Genomic DNA, 22,250 nt, shown 5'->3' with positions numbered 1-22,250 from the left:
CTGTATATTTTTAACATTTTATATAGGGCGCTTTCGATCGCACAGTAATTGCTTAGCAATCGCATAATTAGTAGGTAGGTAATCAATGAAAATATGGCTGTATAATATTTTCACTATTTTTTGTTTTGTCATTTTAAGTCGGGGAATTAGTCTATTATTACCTGTCGAACTTCCTTCAAGCATCATCGGCTTATTACTTTTATTTTTCGCATTAAGCAGTGGCATGCTAAAGAAAAAGTATGTAGCAAAAGTATGCCTTCAACTTAATCGTTACATAGGTATCTTATTTGTACCCGCAGGTGTTGCCCTCATGGGTTACTTTGATTTAGTACAACAAAACTTGCTGCCCCTCGTCATGGCGAGTTTCATTGGTACTGTTGTTATCTTTCTTTCCGTTGGACATACTTATTGTTATTTAAATCGAGCAAGTGCCTCCAAATCAAATAAAGCACTAAATGAAAAGTTAAATGAAAAACAAGGTGACGATAAATGATCGTATATTTAGCTATCCCATTAACCCTTATTATCTATTTTCTGGCGCAATGGGTTTATAATAAAACCGCACTTGCGCTCTTTAATCCAATCCTGCTTTGTGTTGGTACGTTAATTACCATCATGATGGTATTTGGATTTAAGCTTGAAGAATACGAACAAGGTACGACGATACTAACGCGTTTGCTCGAACCTGCCGTTATTGCCCTCGCTTTTCCCCTATATCAACAATTTGTCCATGTTAAGGCGAAAATAGTACCCGTATTAATTGCCTGTAGTGTCGGCGTAGTTGTCGGGTTGGTCGTTACTGTATTCGTCGCTATTAGCTTTTCAGCTCCACCTGAAATTGTGGCCTCACTTGCCCCTAAAGCAGTAACCATGCCAATTGCAATGGCAATTAGCGAAACGATCGGTGGGATCCCTGCTATTTCTGCGATCATGGTTATGATGGTCGGCATATTTGGTAACGTCTGCGCACCATTTTTATTGAAACATTTACGAATTCACACCCCCGAAGCCCAAGGACTTGCTATTGGTGCAGGTTCACATGTTATTGGTACTTCTAAGGCGATGGAGTTGAGTCGTACTCACGGTGCATTTAGCACCACAGCATTGCTCATTAGCGGCGTATTAACATCTATTATTGCGCCGATTCTGTACCCTTACCTACTCAGTTGGATGCTCTAGTATCGCCACATAATATCCATTCATTGAGGCACTGATATCGAGATATATCAGTGCCTATTTTCATCGCTACCCATGCCTAACACTCCAAACATGCAAAAGTACAATCTTCAGCTAAAATAAGCTTAGAGGATGCGATATAACCTGCGGAGGTTATCATGAAACAATTTTCCCATAGAACAGTTGTGTGTCCACATTGTGGTCAATTTATCACGGCTGATATTGATGCCAGCAATGGCGCGCAAGATTTTTATGATGAGTGCAGTGCCTGCTGCAATAGTATTCACTTTAAATTATTGCATGATCAAGCTCATGAGAAGTTTGAATTATTTATTGATGCGGATGATGAGCAAATATTTTAAATCAGAAGCTTTAAATAAAATGCTTTTGAATACAAATTGTATAAATGAGGTCATATTAGAAGAGTGTGTTAATTTAGAGCGATGCGGCATGTTTGAATAAAGATTGCTAAGCCTGAATATCGCTCTTATTATGCTATTTCTATCAGCTATAGTAAAGTAACGCTAATTACTTGTTTGCCATCATACGTTCTACAGTATCAACAATCGCTTGTGTCTGGCTGTCAATTTCGATGTTTACAAACTGACCAATACGACGACTGCCTAGGTTCGTTACAGCTAACGTTTCTGGTATTAAATGCACCCAAAAATGACCGTCTGCTGCATCACCTAATGTGAGGCTGATACCATCAATCGAGATGAAACCTTTTGGTAATACGTATTTTTGCCATTCTTGGGCTATTTTAAAGCAGATATCACAGTTAGTTTCAGTGCGGTTAATGGTGACAATCTCAGCTTGTGTATGTACATGACCCGACAATAAATGCCCGCCGATCTCATCGCCAAACTTTGCAGCGCGTTCTAGATTAACTTCATCGCCGACTTCAAGGTCTACAAGGTTCGTCACTTTAAGTGTTTCTTCAATCACATCAAAACAAACACTGTTGTCATTCATCTTTACTACCGTCAAGCATGTACCGTTATTCGCGATACTTGCGCCGATAACTAAACCGTCTTGATGTACTTTATCTAGCGCAACTTCTAACGTATGTAATTGCTCTTTTTTGTCGATACTAATAATCTTTGCTTTTCTTTGTACAATACCAGTAAACATAAATGACCTTTATCACTACTTAAACGAATATACCTAACTATATCGTGTTAGTTTAGATAATTCATCTAGTTAATAACCTGATGTTAATATCGAATAAAATAATTTCAAATACATCTGTAAATACCAGCCATAAAGGATTATTATGCTCCTAGCTGGATCAGGTATGCCCTCACGAACGCGAATATCACAACATTCATAATCATTTCTTTCGTTTTCAGCAACGTCCATTCTTAGAATACACAACATAACAACCCAAAAAATATTCGGAGTAACAGTGCAGAAATATCGATCTGAGGTTTCTAACTTATTTAGATTAATGGTTCCAATTCTGATCGCACAACTTGCGTTCACTGTCATGGGCTTTGTTGATACCGTAATGGCTGGCGCAGTAAGTGCAACAGACATGGCGGCGGTCGCGATTGCCAACAGTATTTGGTTCCCAGTATTAATGTTTTTAGTTGGCATTTTAATGGCGATCACACCGATCGTTGCACAGCTTTATGGCGCTAAAAAACAAAGTGAAATTGCGCAAGTCGTACAGCAAGGTGTCTGGTTTGTATTAATCATCTTTCTGCCAATGATGGCGCTGCTATATTACAGCCCGATGATCCTAGAATTCATGCATGTTGAAGATAGATTAGCCGAGCTAACAACAGATTATTTACGCGTTATTTCATTAGCATTACCGTTTGCATGTGGTTATCAAGTAATCCGTAGTTACCATGAAGGGTTAGGTATTACCAAACCAACCATGGTGATTGGCTTGATCGGTATCATGGTAAACATACCAGCAAACTACATCTTCATTAATGGTCACTTTGGTATGCCTGCACTGGGTGGTGTTGGTTGTGCTGTTGCGTCTGTATTAGTATTTGTGGCGATGTGTTTCTCGATGATTGCTTATAGCTATTTTCATAAAGACTTTAAAGAGATCAAATTATTCGATCAAGTTTATGGTATTGATAAAAAAGAAATGTCGCACATCATTGGTGTTGGTTTCCCTATCGCCGCGTCTATGTTCTGCGAAGTAACCCTGTTTGCTGTTGTGTCCATTCTATTAGCACCACTTGGCGCGATCACGGTCGCTGCGCATCAGGTTGCGTTAAACTTTTCATCAATGATATTCATGCTACCGCTTAGTCTGGGTATTGCAGCGACAATTATCGTTGGACAATATGTCGGTGAAAAAAAACCACTACAAGCGAAGTTTGCCAGTATAACAGCAATGTGGATGGGCGTTGGTCTATCTGTTATTACAGCGATCTTAACAATCGTACTGCGTAATCAGATTGCGGAAATTTATACCGAAGACATGACCACCATTAACATTGCAACAGGGTTAATGTTGATTGCAGCCGTGTATCAAATCTCGGATGCAGTACAAGTGATTGCAGCCGGCGCATTACGTGGTTATAAAGAAACAAGTGTGATCTTTTACATCACCCTATTTTCCTATTGGGCTGTGGGGATGACGATTGGTTATACACTGGCGTTAACAGATCTCATTGTGCCAGCAATGGGCGCAGCTGGTTTCTGGATTGGCTTTATTTCAGGGCTCACAATGGCGGCGATATTGTTATCAATCAAACTTGCAAGTGTTTATAAGAAAACAACGCACGGTCATACACCTGAGTTAGCAGCCACAGCTTAATCGCTATGACTATTTAGTTAGCAAGATACGCTGAATAAAAAGGCGGCAGAGATTCACATCTCTACCGCCTTTTTTATACGACTTTTACTGAAGTTTAATTAAACGAACACCATGATTTACTGAATATCAAGTCGCTTCATCAAGCGATGTAAATTACTTCTATCAACCCCAATCGCACGCGCTGTTGCCGCCGAATTACCATTATTTTCAGCTAACATCTTTTTGATAAACTGAGTCTGAAAGTCATCGGTTATTTGTTTCAAGTTATTATCATTGGCGCTCGGGTTAATCACAATTTCGTCTTGTTCTGGATTGCTATCAATCGCCATTGAAACCGATCTGTTTATCGATAAAGAAGACGTTAACTTACTGCTATCATTCGCTGTTTGTATATCTAAATCACGGCTTTCTAGTATCACAACTCGATCATCTTTGCGGTTGCGAGCAGCTGCACGCAATGATGCCCTACTCAATAGATGCTCTAGTTCTCGCACGTTACCTGGCCATTCATACGCCAATAATGCACGCTCAGCATCTTTGGCTAACGTTAAGTTATTAATGCCGACTTTACGCTGAATTTTAGCAAGGAAATTACCTGCTAATAACAAGATATCATTACCACGTTCGCGTAAGCTTGGTACTTTTAAGGGATACACAGTTAAACGATGGTATAAGTCATCTCTAAAGCGCCCTTCCGCTACCTCTTTAGCTAAATTTCGGTTAGTCGCGGTGATTAAACGCACATCTACTTTATGCTGTTTGTCACTGCCCAAGCGTTGCAGTTCGCCAAACTGAATTACCCTTAATAGCTTGGCTTGAATAGACATAGGTAATTCGCCGATTTCATCTAAGAATAACGTGCCACCATCAGCAAGTTCAAATTTACCCAAACGGTTTTTAGTTGCGCCGGTAAACGCACCTGCGACATGACCAAACAGCTCACTTTCGACCATGGTTTCGGGTAATGCAGCGCAGTTCACTGTAATTAATGCTTCCTTGGCACGTTTTGATGCCATATGAATTCGGCGCGCGACCAGCTCTTTTCCCGAACCAGACTCACCATATATCAATGCTGCCAAGTCAGAATCAGCCACTAAGTCTATTTCTAAATTAAGCATGTTCATCGCAGAACTTGAGCCAATCATTTCCTCACTGAACTTATCGCTAATTAAACTGGCAGTCACTTGCTCTTGTCGTTGCACTTTTTGGTCTAATGCAAAGATTAAGTTGGCGGTTTTTATCACAACTTCGGTCAAGCCAATCATGGAATTCAGGATTTGTGGGTCGAGGAAATCGAAGCGTTGTGGATTAAGCGCATCCATCGTAACAATGCCCCATGGCTTGTTATCAATCACTAAGACCGCGCCCATACAATCGTGGACATTAAGTTGCCCGTCTGGCGTTTGGATCAAGCCATCATAAGGATCGGGCAGATCACAGGCAGCATCAAAACGGAGTACTTTTTTTTGCACTTCATTTTCGTAGTTAGCTAGAATTTGCTCAAATCTTGGATGTTCGACAATGGGGAAATGTCGCCCCATTGCTTCTATTTGTAAACCATTGGCCGATTTAGGCACCAAATTATCGCCTTCCAGCTTGAGTAATACACACGCGTCACATGAAAAAATATCCCGCCATGCCTGCAATAATCGGTTATATCTTTGGTGCTTAGGTAGTTCTCGAGAAAGGTCATAGATAATCGTATCTATGCTCTCGATAAAACGGAGATTTTCCATTGTAACTAGTCCTTAAATCGGTCATTCAATAAGTATTAGTTATAGCATTGAGTAGTCATAGTGACAACGTAAAATACTATAATTATATTTTTATAAAAACCAAGAAGTTAAATAACCACCTTAGAGTTATAAATCCACCAGCCTAGCTTGATTTATATCAACTATATTTATTGAGTTGCTAATATTTTTTAGCCAAGTATCGAACATGTGGTAAAATCACAGCTATAAAATATTTTACTAAATCAATCTGCCGGGCTAAGACTCGACATAATAAGGAATTTTTTGTGTCTTCAACACAACCAGCACATGTCGTCATTATTGGCGCAGGTCCTTCAGGTTCACTCGCTGCTGCACTACTAAACAAGCAAGGCATTAACGCAACTATTATCGAAAAATCTATATTCCCACGTTTTTCTATTGGCGAGAGTTTATTGCCCGCGTGTATGGAATCACTTAAAAAAGCCGATATGTTTGATGCTGTCAACGCCGCTGGTTTCCAGTTTAAAAATGGCGCTGCTTTTCATGCTTCTGGCAAATACACTGAGTTTGATTTCACCGATAAATACACCGCAGGTGAAGGTACTACATTCCAGGTACAGCGTGGACACTTTGACAAATTGCTAGCCGATTGTGCAGAGCAACAAGGCGTCACGATTCGCTATGAGCACGAAGTTAAAAACATTGATGTTGATAGAGACAAACCGTTATTAACAATCTTAGATAAAAATAAAAATAGCTATGAAATAGAAGCTGATTTCATCCTTGATGCCAGTGGTTTTGGTCGTGTATTACCGCGTTTACTCGGACTGGAAGAACCATCCACGCTGCCACCAAGACGCGCTATTTTCACCCATATTGAAGATAACATTACTGCGCTTCACTATGACCGTAATAAAATATTAGTGTCCATACATCCAGACGACAGTAAGGTTTGGTATTGGCTCATTCCATTTAGTAACGGTACCTGTTCGTTTGGAGTTGTGGGTGAACCTGAATTTTTTGCCAACTATCCAGATGACCATCTTGAAGCGTTAAAGCAATTAGTCAGTGAAGAACACAACCTTGCCGCGTTACTTGCACAAGCAAGCTACCCTAACCCTTGTAGCTCTATCATGGGTTATTCTGCGAACGTGACTAAGTTGTTTGATCGCAATTATGCTTTGCTTGGTAATGCGGGTGAGTTTTTAGATCCGGTATTCTCGTCTGGTGTGACGATTGCGATGAAATCAGCTGAGCTTGCAACTAACTTATTGATAAAACAGTTCAATAATGAAACCGTTAATTGGCAAACTGAGTATTCAGATACGCTCATGACCGGGGTTAACGCATTCCGTTGTTATGTTGAAGGCTGGTATACTGGTGAATTCCAAGATGTGGTTTTACACGAAAATCCTAATCCGAAGATTAAACAAATGATCTGTTCGATTTTAGCGGGTTATGCGTGGGATGAAACCAATCCGTTTGTCGCAGAACCAGCACGTCGATTGAAAGTAGTTGCCGAGCTTTGCAAGTCTTAAGTTATTTACGAAAAACCTGTAAATGCTTTTGTATAAGTTGCATTTACAGGGTTATCGATACTATTTACGCAAATTTTATATTTATGCCACCACCTCTTTTTTGTAATAGTAGCGATAATAGCCAATTAAATTGCTGCTCATAAACAATATACTCATTATTACGGCCGTCGGAGATCCCACCAAACAGTTATGTAATAACCAAACGCCAGTTCCTACGACCATCATAACTCTCAAGCGCTTATCGTTTTTATTAAAAGCAGCCACAGTCTGAAGAAGTGAAGCTAAACAACTCAAAAGACTTAACAGTCCAGAGAAAGTAAACAAGGTAGCAATTAATGATGCCGTACAGAAAAAATACTTCAGTTTTGATGACGTCGAAAAAACACTCGTCAAATAACGAATACTCGCAATAAACATTAAACTTGCAGCCGTCCAATGCTCAAGTAACACAAAATGACCAGCAATTAAAACCGTTGCACAAAATAAACAAGCAACAATCCTCTTCCTTTCTCGAAACTGAAAAGACATTAGGTCAAAAGCAATAGCGATGATCACTAAGGCTTGAGATATAAAAAATAATGACACAGTAGTTTCCTAGGATGCAGTTTAAATGACTATTAACGTATATTTATACGTTAATAGTCACAGTTTACCTCGCCATTCCTAGTCGTAATAGCGGCTAACACGATTAATTTTTATTCATCTTTATCAACAGCTTAATTTAACTCTAACTGGGTATCAAATTAACGACTCCATCACAATAATTGTCATAAAGTTCTGTAAGACTACGTATTTAGTCATATTCATGGAGAGAGAAGAATGAAGGAATTAGCAAAATCAAACGAAGCCGAAGCATTAGAAACGTTAATGGAGGAAAGACCTGAAATGTTTTTCTGGGCCATGACTGCGGCATTTGGTTGGTTTTTTGCGGCACCAGTAACAGCACGTGCCGATCGACAAGTTGGTTATATTGAAGAGTTTCCTAAAGAACGATTTGTCTCAACACTAAAACTACTTTGGAGTGTTGTTGAAAAAGGTGCGGATTGTAAAGCACTACAACGCATTAACCAGACACATGCTGGCGCTGGTATTTCTACTCAAGATTTTGCAGACGAATTTCGTATGATCATCGCCGTATTTGTTTGTGAAGGTATTCGTTTTTCATCTCGTTATTCCTCGTCAAAAGTAAGTAAAAAAGAACAAGCCGTCTGGTTTAACTTTTGGACTAAAGATGTCGCGAACGCGATGGACATTACCGGTTTACCAGGCACGATTGAAGCGCTAACACTTTGGCTAACTGAGTTTAAAAATGAGCAAATACTTACAGGTGGTAATGAAGATACGCATGCTTTAGGTACTATTTTATTCGGTTTACTCCAAGACAAAGACATACTGCAATCACCCGACTTGCATGTGCCAGAATGGGTTAGACAAGACGGTCAATTGGCCCCTGCGATTCTTGCTGCAATGGATGATAAAGTGCTAAGTGCTTTAGGGGCGCCAATCATGCCTACGTCTCAAGTTGTAGACGTTGAGAGAGGGATGAGATCGCGTTCATCTGCATTGGAAGTGGAAACAGTCTAAGTAGTATAGCCAGCTTAATTTTTGCTATACAGCTCTTAGAGAGTTAAGTACTAAGCCTTCCTCTACGACTGAGGAAGACTTAGTACTTACATATATAAAATGAAACTTCGACTATATCTTGTAAATATGTCTTACAGTAGCTTTTCTATCAGCACTTCATCGATATATTTACCGCGGATTTTAGCGTGCTTTTTAGCTATGCCTATTATTTCGAATCCCTGTTTTAGATACGTTGCCAATGCATCTTGGTTATCATCCCGAACATAAGCAAACAGTTTCTCATAACCTTTGGATCTTGCTCGTTCAAACGTGGCGTTAAATAAGCTAGATGCAATACCCTGTCTTCTATAGCTACTATCAACATATGTGCCGATGATACCAACATGATCAAAGGCATGGGTATACGTTGCAAACGGTTCTACGTTTTGAAAACCTACAACGTTTGATTCTTCTAAGTTGACTGCAACATTAAAAACCCCTCTTTCAGGGAAATCTTGGATAAATTGCTCTTCCTCTTCTAAAGAAAAGGTTGTGTCAAGAATAGTATAAAGACCAGCCTCAACAATAGGGTTCAATATGTCGATGATTCCTTGTGAATCTGCTTTTTGAACGTCTCTAATTATCAATTTCATTTTGTTCCTTCTGCGTATGAGGTATCCGGCCAAAGCAAGTCAACCATTACAGATGTGATTAGCGCTTAAATTGTCGGTGCGTGATACCTATTGTTATATATTAGGCTTGCAATTGCAGCTGGTATATATGTAGGTCCTGATTTTCATTACCTGCATTCATATAGTTAGGTATTGAACCCACTAACTCTGCACCCGACTTTTTTGCCACTCGAATACTCGAAATGTTATTTTCCAGACATCTAAATTCCATTATTTTTGCATCTGTCCTCTCTAACAAAAAAGAGGATAACTGAGCAATAATGTTAACGATAATGCCATTGCCATGAACAGCATGTGATAACCAATAACCGACCTCAGCAACACCACTCTCAGTTGAAATAGACTTGATACCAAAGACACCACAAACTTGCGTGTTGAATTTTATTTTGAACCATCGTGAACCTAGCAAGCCACTATGTAAACGCTCTACTATATATTTATGAGCGGATACCTCATCTCGGACGCCATCAACCCAATAGAGATACATCTCTAATTGGGGTCGACTGGATTCAACTAAATTTAATATAGTTAAGGCATCACCTTCCTCTAGAGAAAGTAATTCGATGTTTTCTGTAACATTCAATTTCATCTGAGCGTCCTTGTAAATATATCAACTCAACAACCAGTATGGGTATGATCTTAACTCCTTTATGAACAACACCTTACCAATTTCAAGAAACAAGGTAAACGGCTGTGAACATTTCGCCGCCATTCCATTTAACTCACATACATACAAAGTTGTCCTTTAGACACCTACGTTGTTTTTATGACAACCAGTATTGGTTGTCATAAAAACAACAACCTTAATATAAAAAACACCAAACACAATAAAAACAATATCTTATAAACTTGGCACGGCTACTGCAATAGAACAAATATAAACATTGATGCAGATCAATAAATTTCACTAACCTATACAAGGTAGCTATTATGTTAACGCAACACACTATTGATATTATCAAAGCGACTGTCCCAGCTGTTTCTGTTCATGCCAATGATATTACAGCGCATTTTTATCCTTTGATGTTTAGAGAATACCCAGAAGTAAAACGTTTCTTCAACCAAAGCAACCAAGCGGGTAATGCCCAACCTAAAGCACTAGCGAATGCCCTTGTTGCATATGCAGGTAACATCGAAAATTTATCTGTATTAGAAGCAGCAGTAAACCGCATTGTTAATAAGCACGTGTCACTTAATATCCAACCAGAGCAATACGCGATTGTTGGCGAGTGTTTGTTAAAATCAATCAAAGCCGTACTGGGTGACGCAGCAACAGACGCTGTGATTGAAGCTTGGGGACTTGCATACTGGCAACTAGCGGATCTGTTAATCGCAGCAGAAGAAGCGGCTTATACAGCTAATGCAGAAAAAGAAGGCGGCTGGCGTGGTGAACGTGAATTCGCAGTCTCGACGAAAGTAGCAGAAAGCGAGAACATCACATCGTTCTATCTGACTCCGACTGATGGCAAACCTGTTACATCATTCATACCGGGTCAATTTTTGGGCTTAATATTAAACATTGATGGTGAAGAAACACGTCGTCAATACAGTTTATCTGATTCACCAAATTCAGAGTACTTACGTATCAGTGTTAAACGTGAAGAAGGTGGCGCCGTATCGAACTACCTACACGATCGTATTCAAGCGGGTGACACACTGCGCGTATTAGCACCTGCGGGCGACTTCATCCTAAAAGACAACAATAAACCAGTTGTACTGGTAACGGGTGGCGTTGGTATTACACCAGCAATAAGCATGCTAAATAGTTTAAAAGGCTCAGACCGCCCTATTCACTTTATTCATGCAGCAATGAACACCAAGGTACATGCATTCCGTGACCATGTAACAAACCTTGCAGCTGAAAACGAAAACATCAAACCCTACTTCGTTTACAGTGATGCAACGTCAGAATGCAAACCAGATGCTACAGGTTTCATCAACTTAGCCATGCTTGAAGAAAAAATCGGTGATGATCGTGATGTAGAATTCTATTTCTTAGGTCCAAAACCTTTCATGCAAGCAATGAATGGCTTCGCACCAAAATTAGGGATCCCAGCTGAAAATGTGCATTTTGAATTCTTTGGTCCGTCAGACGATCTAAATATCGACCCAACTGCTTAGTTTTAAAGCAAAGGACTGATATTATTTAAAAAAGACTTGCCGATAATTTGGATGCGGGCTAATATTTGTCTCGTCTTAACGACGTACCAAATTATGCTCGCTTAGCTCAGTTGGTAGAGCGCTAGCTCGACATGCTAGATGTCACAAGTTCAAATCTTGTAGCGAGCACCACATTCCGCGTCCTTAGCTCAGTTGGTAGAGCGCTAGCTCGACATGCTAGATGTCACAAGTTCGAATCTTGTAGGACGCACCAAATAATGAAGCCTTGCTCAATGAGCGAGGCTTTTTTATATCTAAAATTCAGCATTTGTTATATTTGAAGTGCATCGAGAATAGTTAACATTAAGCTTGAAGGCATTAGCACCACAGGTTTTAGCAATACTGATTTAAACGCTTGGTATTAAGCGTTTAAATCCTGCGTTTTCAAAGCTCAGATAGGCAAGTACGACTATCAACACCCGCATCGTTCAAAGCGCTTAGCTGATTTACAATAATCGCTTTTAACTCTGTGACCGCAGTAACATAGTCTGCATCAACGTGTTGCAGTGCTTGATAACCAGGGTAGCTTAATCTTAACTTACTCATTTGCTTATCTATGCTGTTAATCACCAAGACTGAACTTGCGTGATAATGTTCAACTAGCTGATCTGCTTTTTGTTTATCAATAACAGACAAACCTGCTAAGATCCCTGCTTCCCCTACAAAATGTTCCGCCATTGCAAACTCAGCATCTTTATACCATTCACGTACCGCTAACAGTGGCGCGACATCAGTATGCACCCCTTGATGAAAACTAGATAAGTTCGGTGCTTGAGCAAACAACTCATTAAAGCGGACTTGAGTATCAACGTATTTGATCATAGCTGGAAATAACAACTGTATGTCATCAAGCTTGAGCTGTTCATTGGTTGCGAGGATTAATGCTTGTTGCTTAGCAACACGCCATTTAGAAGAGAACCAACAAAACATCCCTGCATTATCCAAACAGCATTGAATCGATCTCAGCGTGCTTACCGAACCTAGCGCATTGGTATTCACAAACGGCGCGAGTTTCTTGTTTAACGGTTTTAAAATGGCTAACAGCTGTTGTAATTCAGTCAAACGAAAATCCATTTCATAACAATTAAAACTATCATCCCTTAACGACCACAGTGCTTGTGGCGCACTTTCGATAAGCTTCACCAATGCAGCAAGCTGTTCGCTACTGATTGCAGAACCTTGAAAACAAGTATGTAACCTTGATTGTAAATTTGTGATTAACGGTGAATAGCTATCTTGCAATTGCTGACAGCTAACGAGAACAGCATCAAGCTCAAGGGTCTGAAATTCTATCGCTTCAAGTGTCATCAAGCCCGAGATACCCAAGTTACTTAGCTGTTTAACAGCGCAAGCATGTGAATCGTCGTTTAGTGTTTTATCTTGTAGTAAACGATTCGTTTCCAAAGATGACATTATTTTATCCTACTCAATATTAGATTATGCACATGTTTAACTTAACATAATCAACTTCAAATATTTAACAGGCTTCAGCTTACCTTATTCCTAACACTTAATCGACCTACTTCATCTTACCCGCTATTCGCTATACTATTTAATGATATATCTTGGTTTTATAACTCGGCAGTAGCCGAAGAACACACAGCCCTAACGCGTCAAGAGCTCATCGAATTATTAGATCCAGCTCAATTAACAAGAAATAACTCGTACTAAAACTGGCATAGTTGTTGAATGTGAATAATTAGTTATTTAAATATTTATTAAAAACTGTTTAAATGTTGTAGTTATTATTGATGATATACATTCAGTGAATTCAAAGAAAGTGGTGATCTATGAAGACAATGCCAGTATTAGACCAATTCATTCAGCGCCATCAGTTGGATGCAGACTATTTAACCCATGCCTCAGAAAATTTTTCGAGTGCACTATTGAGTATCGTAGCGCACCAAAAAAAAGCAAAAAAAACATTTCTAGTTGGTATCAATGGCTGCCAAGGTTCAGGTAAATCGACGCTTGCTGATTATCTAGGCACTCGCCTAAGCACAGAGTTTGACTTAAACGTCGCGGTATTATCACTTGATGACTTTTATTACAGTCGGCATCAACGCAACGAACTGGCCAACCAAGTTCATCCTTTACTGCGTACCCGCGGTGTTCCCGGCACCCACGACATGAATCTTGCTAATGCGACATTAGATAAGCTGTGTGCGGGCGCAACCGAAAGCGAACCGGTAAAATTACCGAGATTTAACAAGTTTGCTGATAACCCTTACCCACAATCACAATGGCCAATTATTGATCGCCCTATTGATGTGATTATATTGGAAGGTTGGTGTTTGGGTGTGCAACCCCAGTTAATGAAAGATCTCATTTATCCGATCAACAAATTAGAAGCAATAAAAGACAAGTACGGGATTTGGCGCAGTTATGTTAATCAACAATTAAAGCAAAACTACCAGGGATTATATCAACGTATTGATCATTGGATAATGCTTAAAGCACCCAGCTTTGACAGTGTACAAGCATGGCGATTAGAGCAGGAAAACAAACGTCAAACACTTAAAGAAAATACTGACCATAAACAAAAAGAAACATTCATGACAGATGCAGAGGTGCGTAACTTCACCGCTTATTTCCAACGCATTACCGAGCAGTGTTTAGCCACACTACCCAACCAATGTGATTGGGTATACGAGCTAGATAATCAGCGTAACATCGTCAATATCGTACACCAACAATCAGTAGGCGAAACTGCTACAGATTAAATTTAGCTATTTGCTCACTCAATTTAACTGATTATCGCTAAACCTAACTGATAGTAACAAAAAATAGAATAGCCGTATAAACGAGTCCTAAACCAGCAAGCCCCATGATAAGTCCCACTCTTGCCATGTCCTTGCTGGCAACTAACCCTGTTGCATACGCCAACGAATTAGGAGGCGTTGAAACAGGTAGTATCATTCCTAGCGACGCAGAACAAGCCACCACAACCAACATCACCAATAATGATAAGTCATCCATCGATGTCGCGACCGCTGCTGCGATTGGCATTAACAAATTCGCCGTTGCGGTATTTGAGATAAAGTTTGCCATCAACCAACACACAAAAGACATGACCAAGATAACCAACAAGGCTGGTAACACGGAGTAATCAATCGCATTTGCCATCACTCCCGCTAACCCTGTCTTATCTAGTGCAATACCAATCGCAATACCACCAGCAACCAGCCATAACACATCCCAGTTAATCAATTTAAGTTCTTCTTTGCCTATGATGCCCGTTAACGTAAATATTGCCAATGGTACAATCGCAACAACATAGGTATTCATGCCATGTAGACCCGTAGTCATCCACAAGATAATCGTTAACACAAAGGTGATATAAACCACGATGGCTTGCCAACTACGTTGAAAGTCACCGCCAAGCTGTAAATGTAAGCTATCGCCGCTAAAAGGGAACAGCTTTTGTAATAACCACCATGCAAAAGCCAGTAACACGATAACAAAGGGCAAACCAATCATCATCCAATCAAGAAAACTGACATTATAAAGGCTGTCTAAATACTGCAAGGCAATCGCATTGGGCGGCGTACCAATCGGTGTCGCAATACCACCAAGGTTAGCGGAAATAGGCACACTTAGTACTAATGCTTTAACGCCCTTTTCTTCTTTCGGCACAGACATGAGGATTGGCCCTAACAAAGATAGCATCATTACCGTCGTTGCCGTGTTTGACATAAACATAGAGAACAACGCAGTGATCATCATCAAGCCAAGCATAATCATGGCGGGTTTAGTGCCAAACGGTTTTAATAATACGTTAGCTAGATTTGTATCCAAAGCATATTTATTTGCTGCAATAGCAAGTGAGAAACCGCCTAAAAACAACACGATAATCGGTGACGAAAAGGCAGCGAAAATATCGTTATAATGCATCAGCCCTTCGATATTAACGGCAGGATCGACCCCATCATTAAAAAAACGAAAACTGTAAAGCCCTTGATCTGAGAGCATCACTAACTCAAGCGTTATAATTAAAATAGATGTGGCAAAGACAGGCACAGGTTCGAGGATCCACAACAAGGCAGCAAGGACAAAAATGGCTAACAATCGATGTTGAATAATACTAAGGTTATCAAAGGGTAATTGTGATGTGGGGACAGAGAGTAAAAACAGCGGAATGCCAAACGCAATTAATAGTTTAACTAATCTAATCATCAACAAATGGTTATCATCAACCACAGGTACTTTATCTACAGTCATGTTCGTCATTAGCTTTAACCTCATAAGCCACTAATTCATAACATATAAAATACACTTTTTTGATATTTATTATTCGTTTGTCTATCACGTTTTAAAAGTATAAAAACATTTAGTTAACCATAAAGAGATACTTTTGGTTGGCACTTTTACAGAAAACAAAAAAGCCCCAAAGGTATAATCTTATTTTTAGTAAGACTACCAATGGGGCTAACTTAATCAACACTGATATAGTCTTATTAATTAATATTTTTATCAGACTTCATAATACTTGCAACAGCACCGATAATTACTCCAAAATAAGCCCAATCTGAAAGTTCATTCACAGTATTTGTTAGGTATAAACTCATTGCGATTAAAACTGTACAAATTGAATATAGTGTAATACCTTTAGAAAAAAATCGGGTGAGAATAAAATAGAGAGCACCTGCAATACAGATAGAAATTAACATGTCCATAGCTATCGATCCAATTTGTTTTTATCATAACTGTTACGAGATATCACTATATACTGACTTGAATGTGGCTGTCCAATTCCACCGTTTACTTTTCCGTCTACCGTAATCAATATATCACCGCTATTCCAATTTCGTTTTATAGACAACATAAGGTCTAAGATCGCAAATCGAGTCAAACCGCCAGCTGGTATGCCCACCCAAGGTCCAGCTACAGGAGTTAAACCACCTGTAACTATTGTACCCAAAGTGTTTGCTACTGAGCTAGCCGACTTTGCTCTTCTATCATTTAAATTTTTAGACTGCTCTTCGTCTATTGGATCGTATATCGAGATCATTAAATAACAAGGTCTATTCCCAGGTTGCATATGTTGATGTAATTTCGATGCAAGATCCGTAGCAGCTCTATTTATACCAAGATTAGGAGTAAACAGTGTATTAGAAATAGCTGATTTATCAGCTGATGATTGTAGGATTAAATTCCAGACTCGCTTTGTTCTATCATTATGTGTAACAAGGAATGATTTATCCATAGAAAATATACTCATTTAAATAAGTTAAAACGACTATATCACCTACAATAGTTTCAAATGTATGAGTAATGTATGAAATAATAACAAAAAAGCCCCAAAGGTATAATCTTATTTTTAGTAAGACTACCAATGGGGCTAACTTAATCATCAGAAATTATTATTTATAACATCCGTAAATTAAAGGTTACGTAATGCGTTAATACGGTTTTGAAGTGGTGGATGGCTCATTAATAATTCCATCATCGTCTTCTTACCAGTAATACCAAACGCCATCATCGAACCTTCAAGTTGTGTTTCTTGACTTGTTTTAAGACGTTCTAGTGCAGCAATCATCTTCTCTTTACCAACTAGCTCCGCTGCGCCAGAGTCTGCTTTAAACTCACGTTGACGGCTGAACCACATTGTTAGGAAGCTTGCTAAGAAACCAAATAGCATTTCTAACGCCATTGATACGATGAAGTAAGTCATAAAACTACCGCCTTCACCCTCGCCTTCTTCATCATTCGATGTGAAACCACTTACTGCATTCGCAATCATACGTGATAAGAAGATAACAAACGTATTCACAACACCTTGCATCAAGGCCATTGTGATCATGTCACCGTTAGCAACATGGTTAATTTCGTGAGCAACAACCGCTTCTGCTTCATCGCGTGTCATTTGTGCTAATAGACCCGTTGATACTGCAATTAATGCGGCATCACGTTTAGCGCCTGTTGCAAATGCATTCATCTCGGCAGCATCATAAATTGCAACATCAGGCATGCCAATACCCGCTTGTTTTGCTTGTCGCGTAACCGTTTCTAATAACCAATGTTCATTCGAGTTACGAGGCTCTGTGATGATCTCGCCGCCAATTGAACGTAGCGCCATTTTCTTCGACATCATTAATGAGATTAATGATCCGCCGAAACCAAACAATACCGCCATCACCAACAACCCAGAAAGGCTACCTGATTGAATACCAGTAGTTGCATAGATAATGTTTAATACAATACTAAAAACCACCATTACGGCCAGGTTGGTTGCAAGGAATAGCATAACGCGTTTCATATATGTGTTTTCTCCAATAAAAATAGAGTGACATAATATGACAAAATATCCGAAACGAAAAGAGATGAAACTGTAAAGAGGAGTAAAGAACAAAAAATGACCTTTAAATGCTCAATACATCTAAAGGTCCAAAATACGAATGTCGCTGAGTGATGACACTGTATGTACTACAAAATAAAAAAGGTTAATTAACAGCTATGTGAATAAGGTCAATAAGCTCTGTTTCTGTCACAGGTTCACGAGCAAGGTCTAACTCGGGAGATGCGCCACCACTTAGAGAGTAAACTTTCGAACCACAGTGATCGTAATGGTACCAAGTACCATCAATACACACGTCCGTGTAACATTTAGGGTTGTGTAATAATTCCATCTTTACCGCCTTTTACTCATGTGTTAATCACTTTACATACTGTTCACATTAACTATAAACGCATAGACTGATACCAATCATTGATACAGATCAACTTACAATTCATTTAATCCTTTGTGACCATTTTATTTCGTTAACTTGCAACACGGGCACGCGTCATTTATCATCAAGGGTACTTAACACCCCCCACTATACACTCGCTAAATACGATGAACTCATCACGGAACTAAGCTTAGACTTTAAGGATCACATGGCTGTATGTTAGAAGTTAAAAATACGATGAATATTAATGGTACCTGTATTTCACACACTATAGATGAACACGGTCCTATCTATGTTTACGAAACAAGGACTAGCCGGATCCTCAGCTTTGATGGGAAGATCTATCAAAGTTACATGAAATTGAATAATATTAATGGATTAGCACTCGGCTACACGCAGGCTATGATGACGGGTTTATTGTTTATCCCTATACTAAAAACAGTCTCAATTATGGGACTCGGTGCAGGCTCAATGGCAAAGAACCTACTCAGTAGTTTCTCCGAGTTAAACGTACACGTGGTTGAATACCGTGACGCAGTGGCAAAGACCGCAAAAAAATATTTTAGCTTGCCCGACACTGACCGCCTCTTCATTCATATAGACGATGCGGTGAACCACATGAAAAATACCAACATGAAAAGCGACATTATCTTTTCAGATCTATACACCTCAGCAGGCATGGACCCAAAGCAAATACAGTCATCTTACTTATCTGATTGTAAAAATGCACTCAACGAACAAGGTGTCCTTGTACTAAATATTTGGCATACGACTCTTAAATCACGTCAAGAGTTAGATGAATTACTCGCACTCGAATTTGAAGGCCGACTACTCAGCTTCGAAGTCGAAAGTGGAAACACGATCGTACTCGCATTCAAAAACAACATCCCTTCAATAAAAAGAACAGAACTACTGACTAAAGGTAAATGGCTGCAAGAAGAAATGAACATTCCGATGGAACGCTATGCTGAATTACTTTTGGATACGCAAAATTTATAAGGGTAGCAAGCTAACAACACCCACTATGTATAAAAATGGTGTCGTTGAATGACACCATTTTGTACAAGATAACCTGTAAAACCAGCCCAGCTTAACTTACTGTGCTAAGCGTTAATAGCAGATGTCGTGAGGGGATGACAATTTTACCCCCTAGAATATCTAGTATAGAGTCTAACAGTAGCTCGTTAAGCTCTCACTCTAGACTACGTAAGCACCTGATTAGCGCAAATATTCCCTGCTCCAATATCATTTAAATTATTGAGAGTAGTTTGGGCAATACTGATTAATGCTTCTTTGGTCAAAAAAGCTTGATGACCAGTAAAAATTACATTATGACAAGCAGATAATCGACGAAAAGTATCATCAGTAATGATTTCACTGGAATGATCACTGAAGAATAAATGTTCTTCTTCTTCATAAACATCTAAACCTAGCCCACCAATTCGACCTGATTTTAAAGCTTCAATTGCATCATTCGCATTTAGCAAACCACCACGACTGGTATTAATAATCGTCACACCATCTTTCATTAACGCAAACGTCTTTTCATTCAATAAATATTTATTTTCAGAGGTTAATGGACAATGCAAACTAATCACATCACAGTGAGTAAACAGAGTATCTAGGTTGACATATTCAGCACCTAATGCAATTGCATGCTCAGAAGGATAAGGATCAGACGCTAAAATTTTACAACCAAAACCTTTAAAAATAGCCATGATAGCAACACCAATTTTACCCGTGCCTATAATGCCGACCGTTTTACCGTGTAAATTGAATCCCACTAAACCGTCTAAGGAAAAGTTAGCGTCACGGGTACGCTGATACGCTTTGTGAATACGACGATTGAGTGTCATTAATAACGCGATGGCATGTTCGGCAACAGCCTCTGGTGAATAAGCAGGGACACGAACGATGGTGATCCCAAGTGCTTTAGCACAATCTAAATCAATGTTATTAAAGCCAGCACAGCGCATTGCTATACACTTTATACCCATTTCATTAAGTTGAATTAAAACAGGGGCACTTAAATCATCATTAACAAATGCACAAACGGCATCATATCCTCTGGCTAATGTGGCTGTTTGTTGATTTAGCTGAGCATCAAAAAAATTAATACTGATGGGATCTGATATTAGCGGCTCAAAGTATTGAATATCATAACTACGGGCGCTAAACATGATGACTTTCATAAACGGTTCCTCATATTAATTTGGTGTTGTTACTATTAGTTTGTGTGGCTGGTAAGAAATGTTTAACCTATGCTAAGCACACCATTTTGTACAAGATAACCTGCAAATCCAGCCCAGCTTAGCGCTAACAATGCCCAAGGTAATCGACTTGAACTTGATTTTTTTTGTTCAATTTCAATCTCTACTTCATTTTCTTGTTCTGCTGCCGCTGTATTAGATCTTATTTTTTGTTTTTTATGCTTATCAAGTTGGCGAGCTTTAGCTTTATGCTGTTTTTTGTATTCAGCAATGCCCTTCTCAATACCTGCCGCGATCAATTTAGTCTGCTCTCTGCTTTGACCTGGTTTTTTAATACCGTTAGCAATGCGTGTCGATTCAGTTTGCACTTCTGTTGATACTTTCTGTGTCATGGATTTTTCACTCTTAATTCAGTTATCTTGATGATAAATAACTCAGGTCCATGTTGCAAGTTGCAAGTTGGCAAGATTATACTCCAAGTTTCCTATGACCTATGTCTGGAAAACAATGCTGTCATGTACTCTATGGAATATGTTGAAAAAAAATAATTAAGTTAAACCAAGTTAACTTATTAAGGGCAACTTGTTCATCAACTCTTTTAATCTCTTCTCTAATCATTTCATGTAAAAGGTATCTACTCGACCATATGCACCATGCACCACCCCAGTATTACTTAAGGCTGCGTTGATTCTACAAGCCTTATCTTCATCGTACTCTATTTCTTTGAGCAATCGTTTCACTAACGGAAGAATAGATTTATAGGCTGATAGAGGGATTTCTTTCGGCATAAACAATGTTGTATTTTTAAACGTATCAGTAACAAGTTATTTACTTTTAGTTGTTGATTACAAAATAAAAGTCAGCCTACAATGGCGCTAACTTTAATTAATTTGATACTTGTGATATGAAAAAAAATACCTGGTTGCCAGTTGCTTCACACCCTGAACTCTTAGTTGGGCAATATATAGTGCCTAACTTTGTTTCTAATTCTGTGGCTATTCAAGTTAATGATAATGAATTTATTCTAGTCAGCCCTGGAGCATCTCTGCTAGAGCATTGGCCGGAAGAGTGGCGCAAACCTGATACAAAAATACATATTATTATGCCTAATGCTTGGCATTTTATGGGCGTATCTGCGTGGCAAGCCGCCTTTCCTAATCATACGCTATATGCCAGTGAATTAGCGAAAGCTAAACTCATTGCGAAAAAAGCATTCTCAGAAAATCAGGATATTGTTGCTTTACAGCAAAAACAACCACCGTTACCAGAAGGTTACCAACTTTTATTTCCACCTGGACACCGTGCTGGTGATGTTTGGTTAAAAAAACAAACCTCAGATGATACGAGTACTTGGATCACTTGTGACAGCTTCTTAAATTATGAACGACTCTCTAATCAACCTGTTGCCCGTACTTTACAAAAAATATTAGGCGCGGCACCAGGATTGAAGATAAGTCAGGTTGTTAAATGGCTAATTCTTAATAATAAACAAGCTTTTAAAACATGGTCTTTAAATCAATTGGAGCAAGATAATCCTACGACACTCATCCCTTCACATGGTGAATTGACTCAAGATGAGCAGTTAAAAGATATCATTAAAAATGTGATTAAATCTAGCCTTTGAAGCTCACCCAGCTAAAGCAAGGTGATTCTTGTCGTCAACGGTTTAAGCATTGTGATATAAATCACTTTAGACTTCTAAAACCTCTTACAAGCATTTAATGTGTCGGTACTACCTAC

General features: G+C 39.1%; 23 protein-coding genes and 2 tRNA genes. 12 read left to right on the top strand and 13 right to left on the bottom strand.

Annotated features, from left to right (window positions below; translation table 11 throughout):
- Positions 1-85 precede the first annotated feature (85 nt).
- The 3 genes from AKG98_RS20640 (at position 86) to AKG98_RS20630 (ending at position 1,538) form a co-directional block, all read left to right on the top strand.
- On the top strand, positions 86-493 hold the full coding sequence (locus AKG98_RS20640; RefSeq protein ID WP_067050651.1) for a CidA/LrgA family protein: 408 nt from the start codon (positions 86-88) through the stop codon (positions 491-493).
- Positions 490-1,179 (top strand): LrgB family protein, encoded by a 690-nt coding sequence (locus AKG98_RS20635; RefSeq protein ID WP_067050648.1) that lies wholly within the window; start codon positions 490-492, stop codon positions 1,177-1,179. The genes AKG98_RS20640 and AKG98_RS20635 overlap by 4 nt, the downstream gene beginning before the upstream one ends.
- A 155-nt stretch (positions 1,180-1,334) precedes the next feature.
- A complete protein-coding gene (locus AKG98_RS20630; protein WP_067050645.1) occupies positions 1,335-1,538 on the top strand; it encodes a CPXCG motif-containing cysteine-rich protein in 204 nt (67 codons plus the stop codon).
- Positions 1,539-1,704: 166 nt separating this feature from the next.
- Here AKG98_RS20630 and AKG98_RS20625 read toward each other — a convergent pair whose 3' ends face one another.
- The gene (locus AKG98_RS20625; protein ID WP_067050643.1) at positions 1,705-2,310 is read right to left on the bottom strand and encodes a riboflavin synthase; all 606 of its coding nucleotides are present in this window, start codon (positions 2,308-2,310) and stop codon (positions 1,705-1,707) included.
- Positions 2,311-2,584: 274 nt separating this feature from the next.
- Between AKG98_RS20625 and AKG98_RS20620 the strand changes: the two genes are divergently transcribed.
- Positions 2,585-3,961 carry an MATE family efflux transporter gene (locus AKG98_RS20620; protein ID WP_083544033.1) on the top strand — a complete coding sequence of 459 codons (1,377 nt, stop codon included), beginning with the start codon at positions 2,585-2,587 and terminating at the stop codon, positions 3,959-3,961.
- A 116-nt stretch (positions 3,962-4,077) separates the two neighbouring features.
- On the opposite strand, the gene norR is transcribed toward AKG98_RS20620, so the two are convergent.
- On the bottom strand, positions 4,078-5,697 hold the full coding sequence (gene norR, locus AKG98_RS20615; protein ID WP_067050637.1) for a nitric oxide reductase transcriptional regulator NorR: 1,620 nt from the start codon (positions 5,695-5,697) through the stop codon (positions 4,078-4,080).
- Between the two features lie 284 nt (positions 5,698-5,981).
- Here norR and AKG98_RS20610 point away from each other — a divergent pair, with 284 nt between their 5' ends.
- Positions 5,982-7,214 (top strand): NAD(P)/FAD-dependent oxidoreductase, encoded by a 1,233-nt coding sequence (locus AKG98_RS20610; RefSeq protein WP_067050634.1) that lies wholly within the window; start codon positions 5,982-5,984, stop codon positions 7,212-7,214.
- An 81-nt stretch (positions 7,215-7,295) separates the two neighbouring features.
- Here AKG98_RS20610 and AKG98_RS20605 read toward each other — a convergent pair whose 3' ends face one another.
- Entirely contained in the window at positions 7,296-7,799 is a 504-nt protein-coding gene (locus AKG98_RS20605) for a YgjV family protein (protein WP_067050631.1), read from the bottom strand.
- Positions 7,800-8,033: 234 nt separating this feature from the next.
- Here AKG98_RS20605 and AKG98_RS20600 point away from each other — a divergent pair, with 234 nt between their 5' ends.
- Positions 8,034-8,798, top strand: a complete 765-nt coding sequence (locus AKG98_RS20600) for a hypothetical protein (RefSeq protein ID WP_067050628.1) — start codon at positions 8,034-8,036, stop codon at positions 8,796-8,798.
- 131 nt (positions 8,799-8,929) lie between these two features.
- Here AKG98_RS20600 and AKG98_RS20595 read toward each other — a convergent pair whose 3' ends face one another.
- Entirely contained in the window at positions 8,930-9,430 is a 501-nt protein-coding gene (locus tag AKG98_RS20595) for a GNAT family N-acetyltransferase (protein WP_067050625.1), read from the bottom strand.
- Between the two features lie 100 nt (positions 9,431-9,530).
- Entirely contained in the window at positions 9,531-10,058 is a 528-nt protein-coding gene (locus AKG98_RS20590) for a GNAT family N-acetyltransferase (RefSeq protein ID WP_067050623.1), read from the bottom strand.
- 341 nt (positions 10,059-10,399) lie between these two features.
- Here AKG98_RS20590 and hmpA point away from each other — a divergent pair, with 341 nt between their 5' ends.
- From hmpA to AKG98_RS20575, 3 genes are all read left to right on the top strand, one after another.
- Positions 10,400-11,590, top strand: coding sequence for an NO-inducible flavohemoprotein (hmpA, locus tag AKG98_RS20585; protein ID WP_067050620.1), 1,191 nt, complete (start codon positions 10,400-10,402; stop codon positions 11,588-11,590).
- 95 nt (positions 11,591-11,685) lie between these two features.
- Positions 11,686-11,761: transfer RNA gene (locus AKG98_RS20580), tRNA-Val, on the top strand.
- Positions 11,762-11,767: 6 nt separating this feature from the next.
- A tRNA-Val gene (locus AKG98_RS20575) sits at positions 11,768-11,843 on the top strand.
- Positions 11,844-12,013: 170 nt separating this feature from the next.
- Here AKG98_RS20575 and AKG98_RS20570 read toward each other — a convergent pair.
- Positions 12,014-13,042 (bottom strand): hypothetical protein, encoded by a 1,029-nt coding sequence (locus AKG98_RS20570; RefSeq protein ID WP_067050617.1) that lies wholly within the window; start codon positions 13,040-13,042, stop codon positions 12,014-12,016.
- Between the two features lie 377 nt (positions 13,043-13,419).
- Here AKG98_RS20570 and AKG98_RS20565 point away from each other — a divergent pair, with 377 nt between their 5' ends.
- A complete protein-coding gene (locus AKG98_RS20565; protein ID WP_067050614.1) occupies positions 13,420-14,352 on the top strand; it encodes a hypothetical protein in 933 nt (310 codons plus the stop codon).
- 43 nt (positions 14,353-14,395) lie between these two features.
- Here the strand turns inward: AKG98_RS20565 and AKG98_RS20560 are convergent, their stop codons facing one another.
- From AKG98_RS20560 to AKG98_RS20540, 5 genes are all read right to left on the bottom strand, one after another.
- Positions 14,396-15,850, bottom strand: coding sequence for an SLC13 family permease (locus AKG98_RS20560; protein ID WP_198155586.1), 1,455 nt, complete (start codon positions 15,848-15,850; stop codon positions 14,396-14,398).
- Positions 15,851-16,086: 236 nt separating this feature from the next.
- Positions 16,087-16,305 carry a hypothetical protein gene (locus AKG98_RS20555; RefSeq protein ID WP_067050611.1) on the bottom strand — a complete coding sequence of 73 codons (219 nt, stop codon included), beginning with the start codon at positions 16,303-16,305 and terminating at the stop codon, positions 16,087-16,089.
- A gap of 2 nt (positions 16,306-16,307) precedes the next feature.
- Positions 16,308-16,835 (bottom strand): hypothetical protein, encoded by a 528-nt coding sequence (locus tag AKG98_RS20550; RefSeq protein WP_067050608.1) that lies wholly within the window; start codon positions 16,833-16,835, stop codon positions 16,308-16,310.
- 177 nt (positions 16,836-17,012) lie between these two features.
- On the bottom strand, positions 17,013-17,888 hold the full coding sequence (gene htpX / locus AKG98_RS20545) for a protease HtpX (protein WP_067050605.1): 876 nt from the start codon (positions 17,886-17,888) through the stop codon (positions 17,013-17,015).
- Positions 17,889-18,072: 184 nt separating this feature from the next.
- Entirely contained in the window at positions 18,073-18,258 is a 186-nt protein-coding gene (locus AKG98_RS20540; RefSeq protein WP_067050601.1) for a hypothetical protein, read from the bottom strand.
- A gap of 279 nt (positions 18,259-18,537) precedes the next feature.
- On the opposite strand from AKG98_RS20540, the gene AKG98_RS20535 reads away from it, so the two are divergent.
- The gene (locus AKG98_RS20535) at positions 18,538-19,299 is read left to right on the top strand and encodes a spermidine synthase (RefSeq protein ID WP_067050786.1); all 762 of its coding nucleotides are present in this window, start codon (positions 18,538-18,540) and stop codon (positions 19,297-19,299) included.
- Positions 19,300-19,502: 203 nt separating this feature from the next.
- Here AKG98_RS20535 and AKG98_RS20530 read toward each other — a convergent pair whose 3' ends face one another.
- Positions 19,503-20,492, bottom strand: a complete 990-nt coding sequence (locus AKG98_RS20530) for a 2-hydroxyacid dehydrogenase (protein WP_067050598.1) — start codon at positions 20,490-20,492, stop codon at positions 19,503-19,505.
- A gap of 62 nt (positions 20,493-20,554) precedes the next feature.
- Complete coding sequence (locus AKG98_RS20525; protein ID WP_067050595.1) at positions 20,555-20,902, bottom strand: DUF2956 domain-containing protein; 348 nt, start codon at positions 20,900-20,902, stop codon at positions 20,555-20,557.
- A 512-nt stretch (positions 20,903-21,414) separates the two neighbouring features.
- On the opposite strand from AKG98_RS20525, the gene AKG98_RS20520 reads away from it, so the two are divergent.
- Complete coding sequence (locus tag AKG98_RS20520; RefSeq protein ID WP_067050591.1) at positions 21,415-22,134, top strand: hypothetical protein; 720 nt, start codon at positions 21,415-21,417, stop codon at positions 22,132-22,134.
- Positions 22,135-22,250: the final 116 nt, after the last annotated feature.

The sequence above is a fragment of the Moritella sp. JT01 genome, assembly GCF_001574435.1.
Taxonomy (GTDB): domain Bacteria; phylum Pseudomonadota; class Gammaproteobacteria; order Enterobacterales; family Moritellaceae; genus Moritella.
This window is presented reverse-complemented; position numbering and strand designations above follow the sequence as displayed.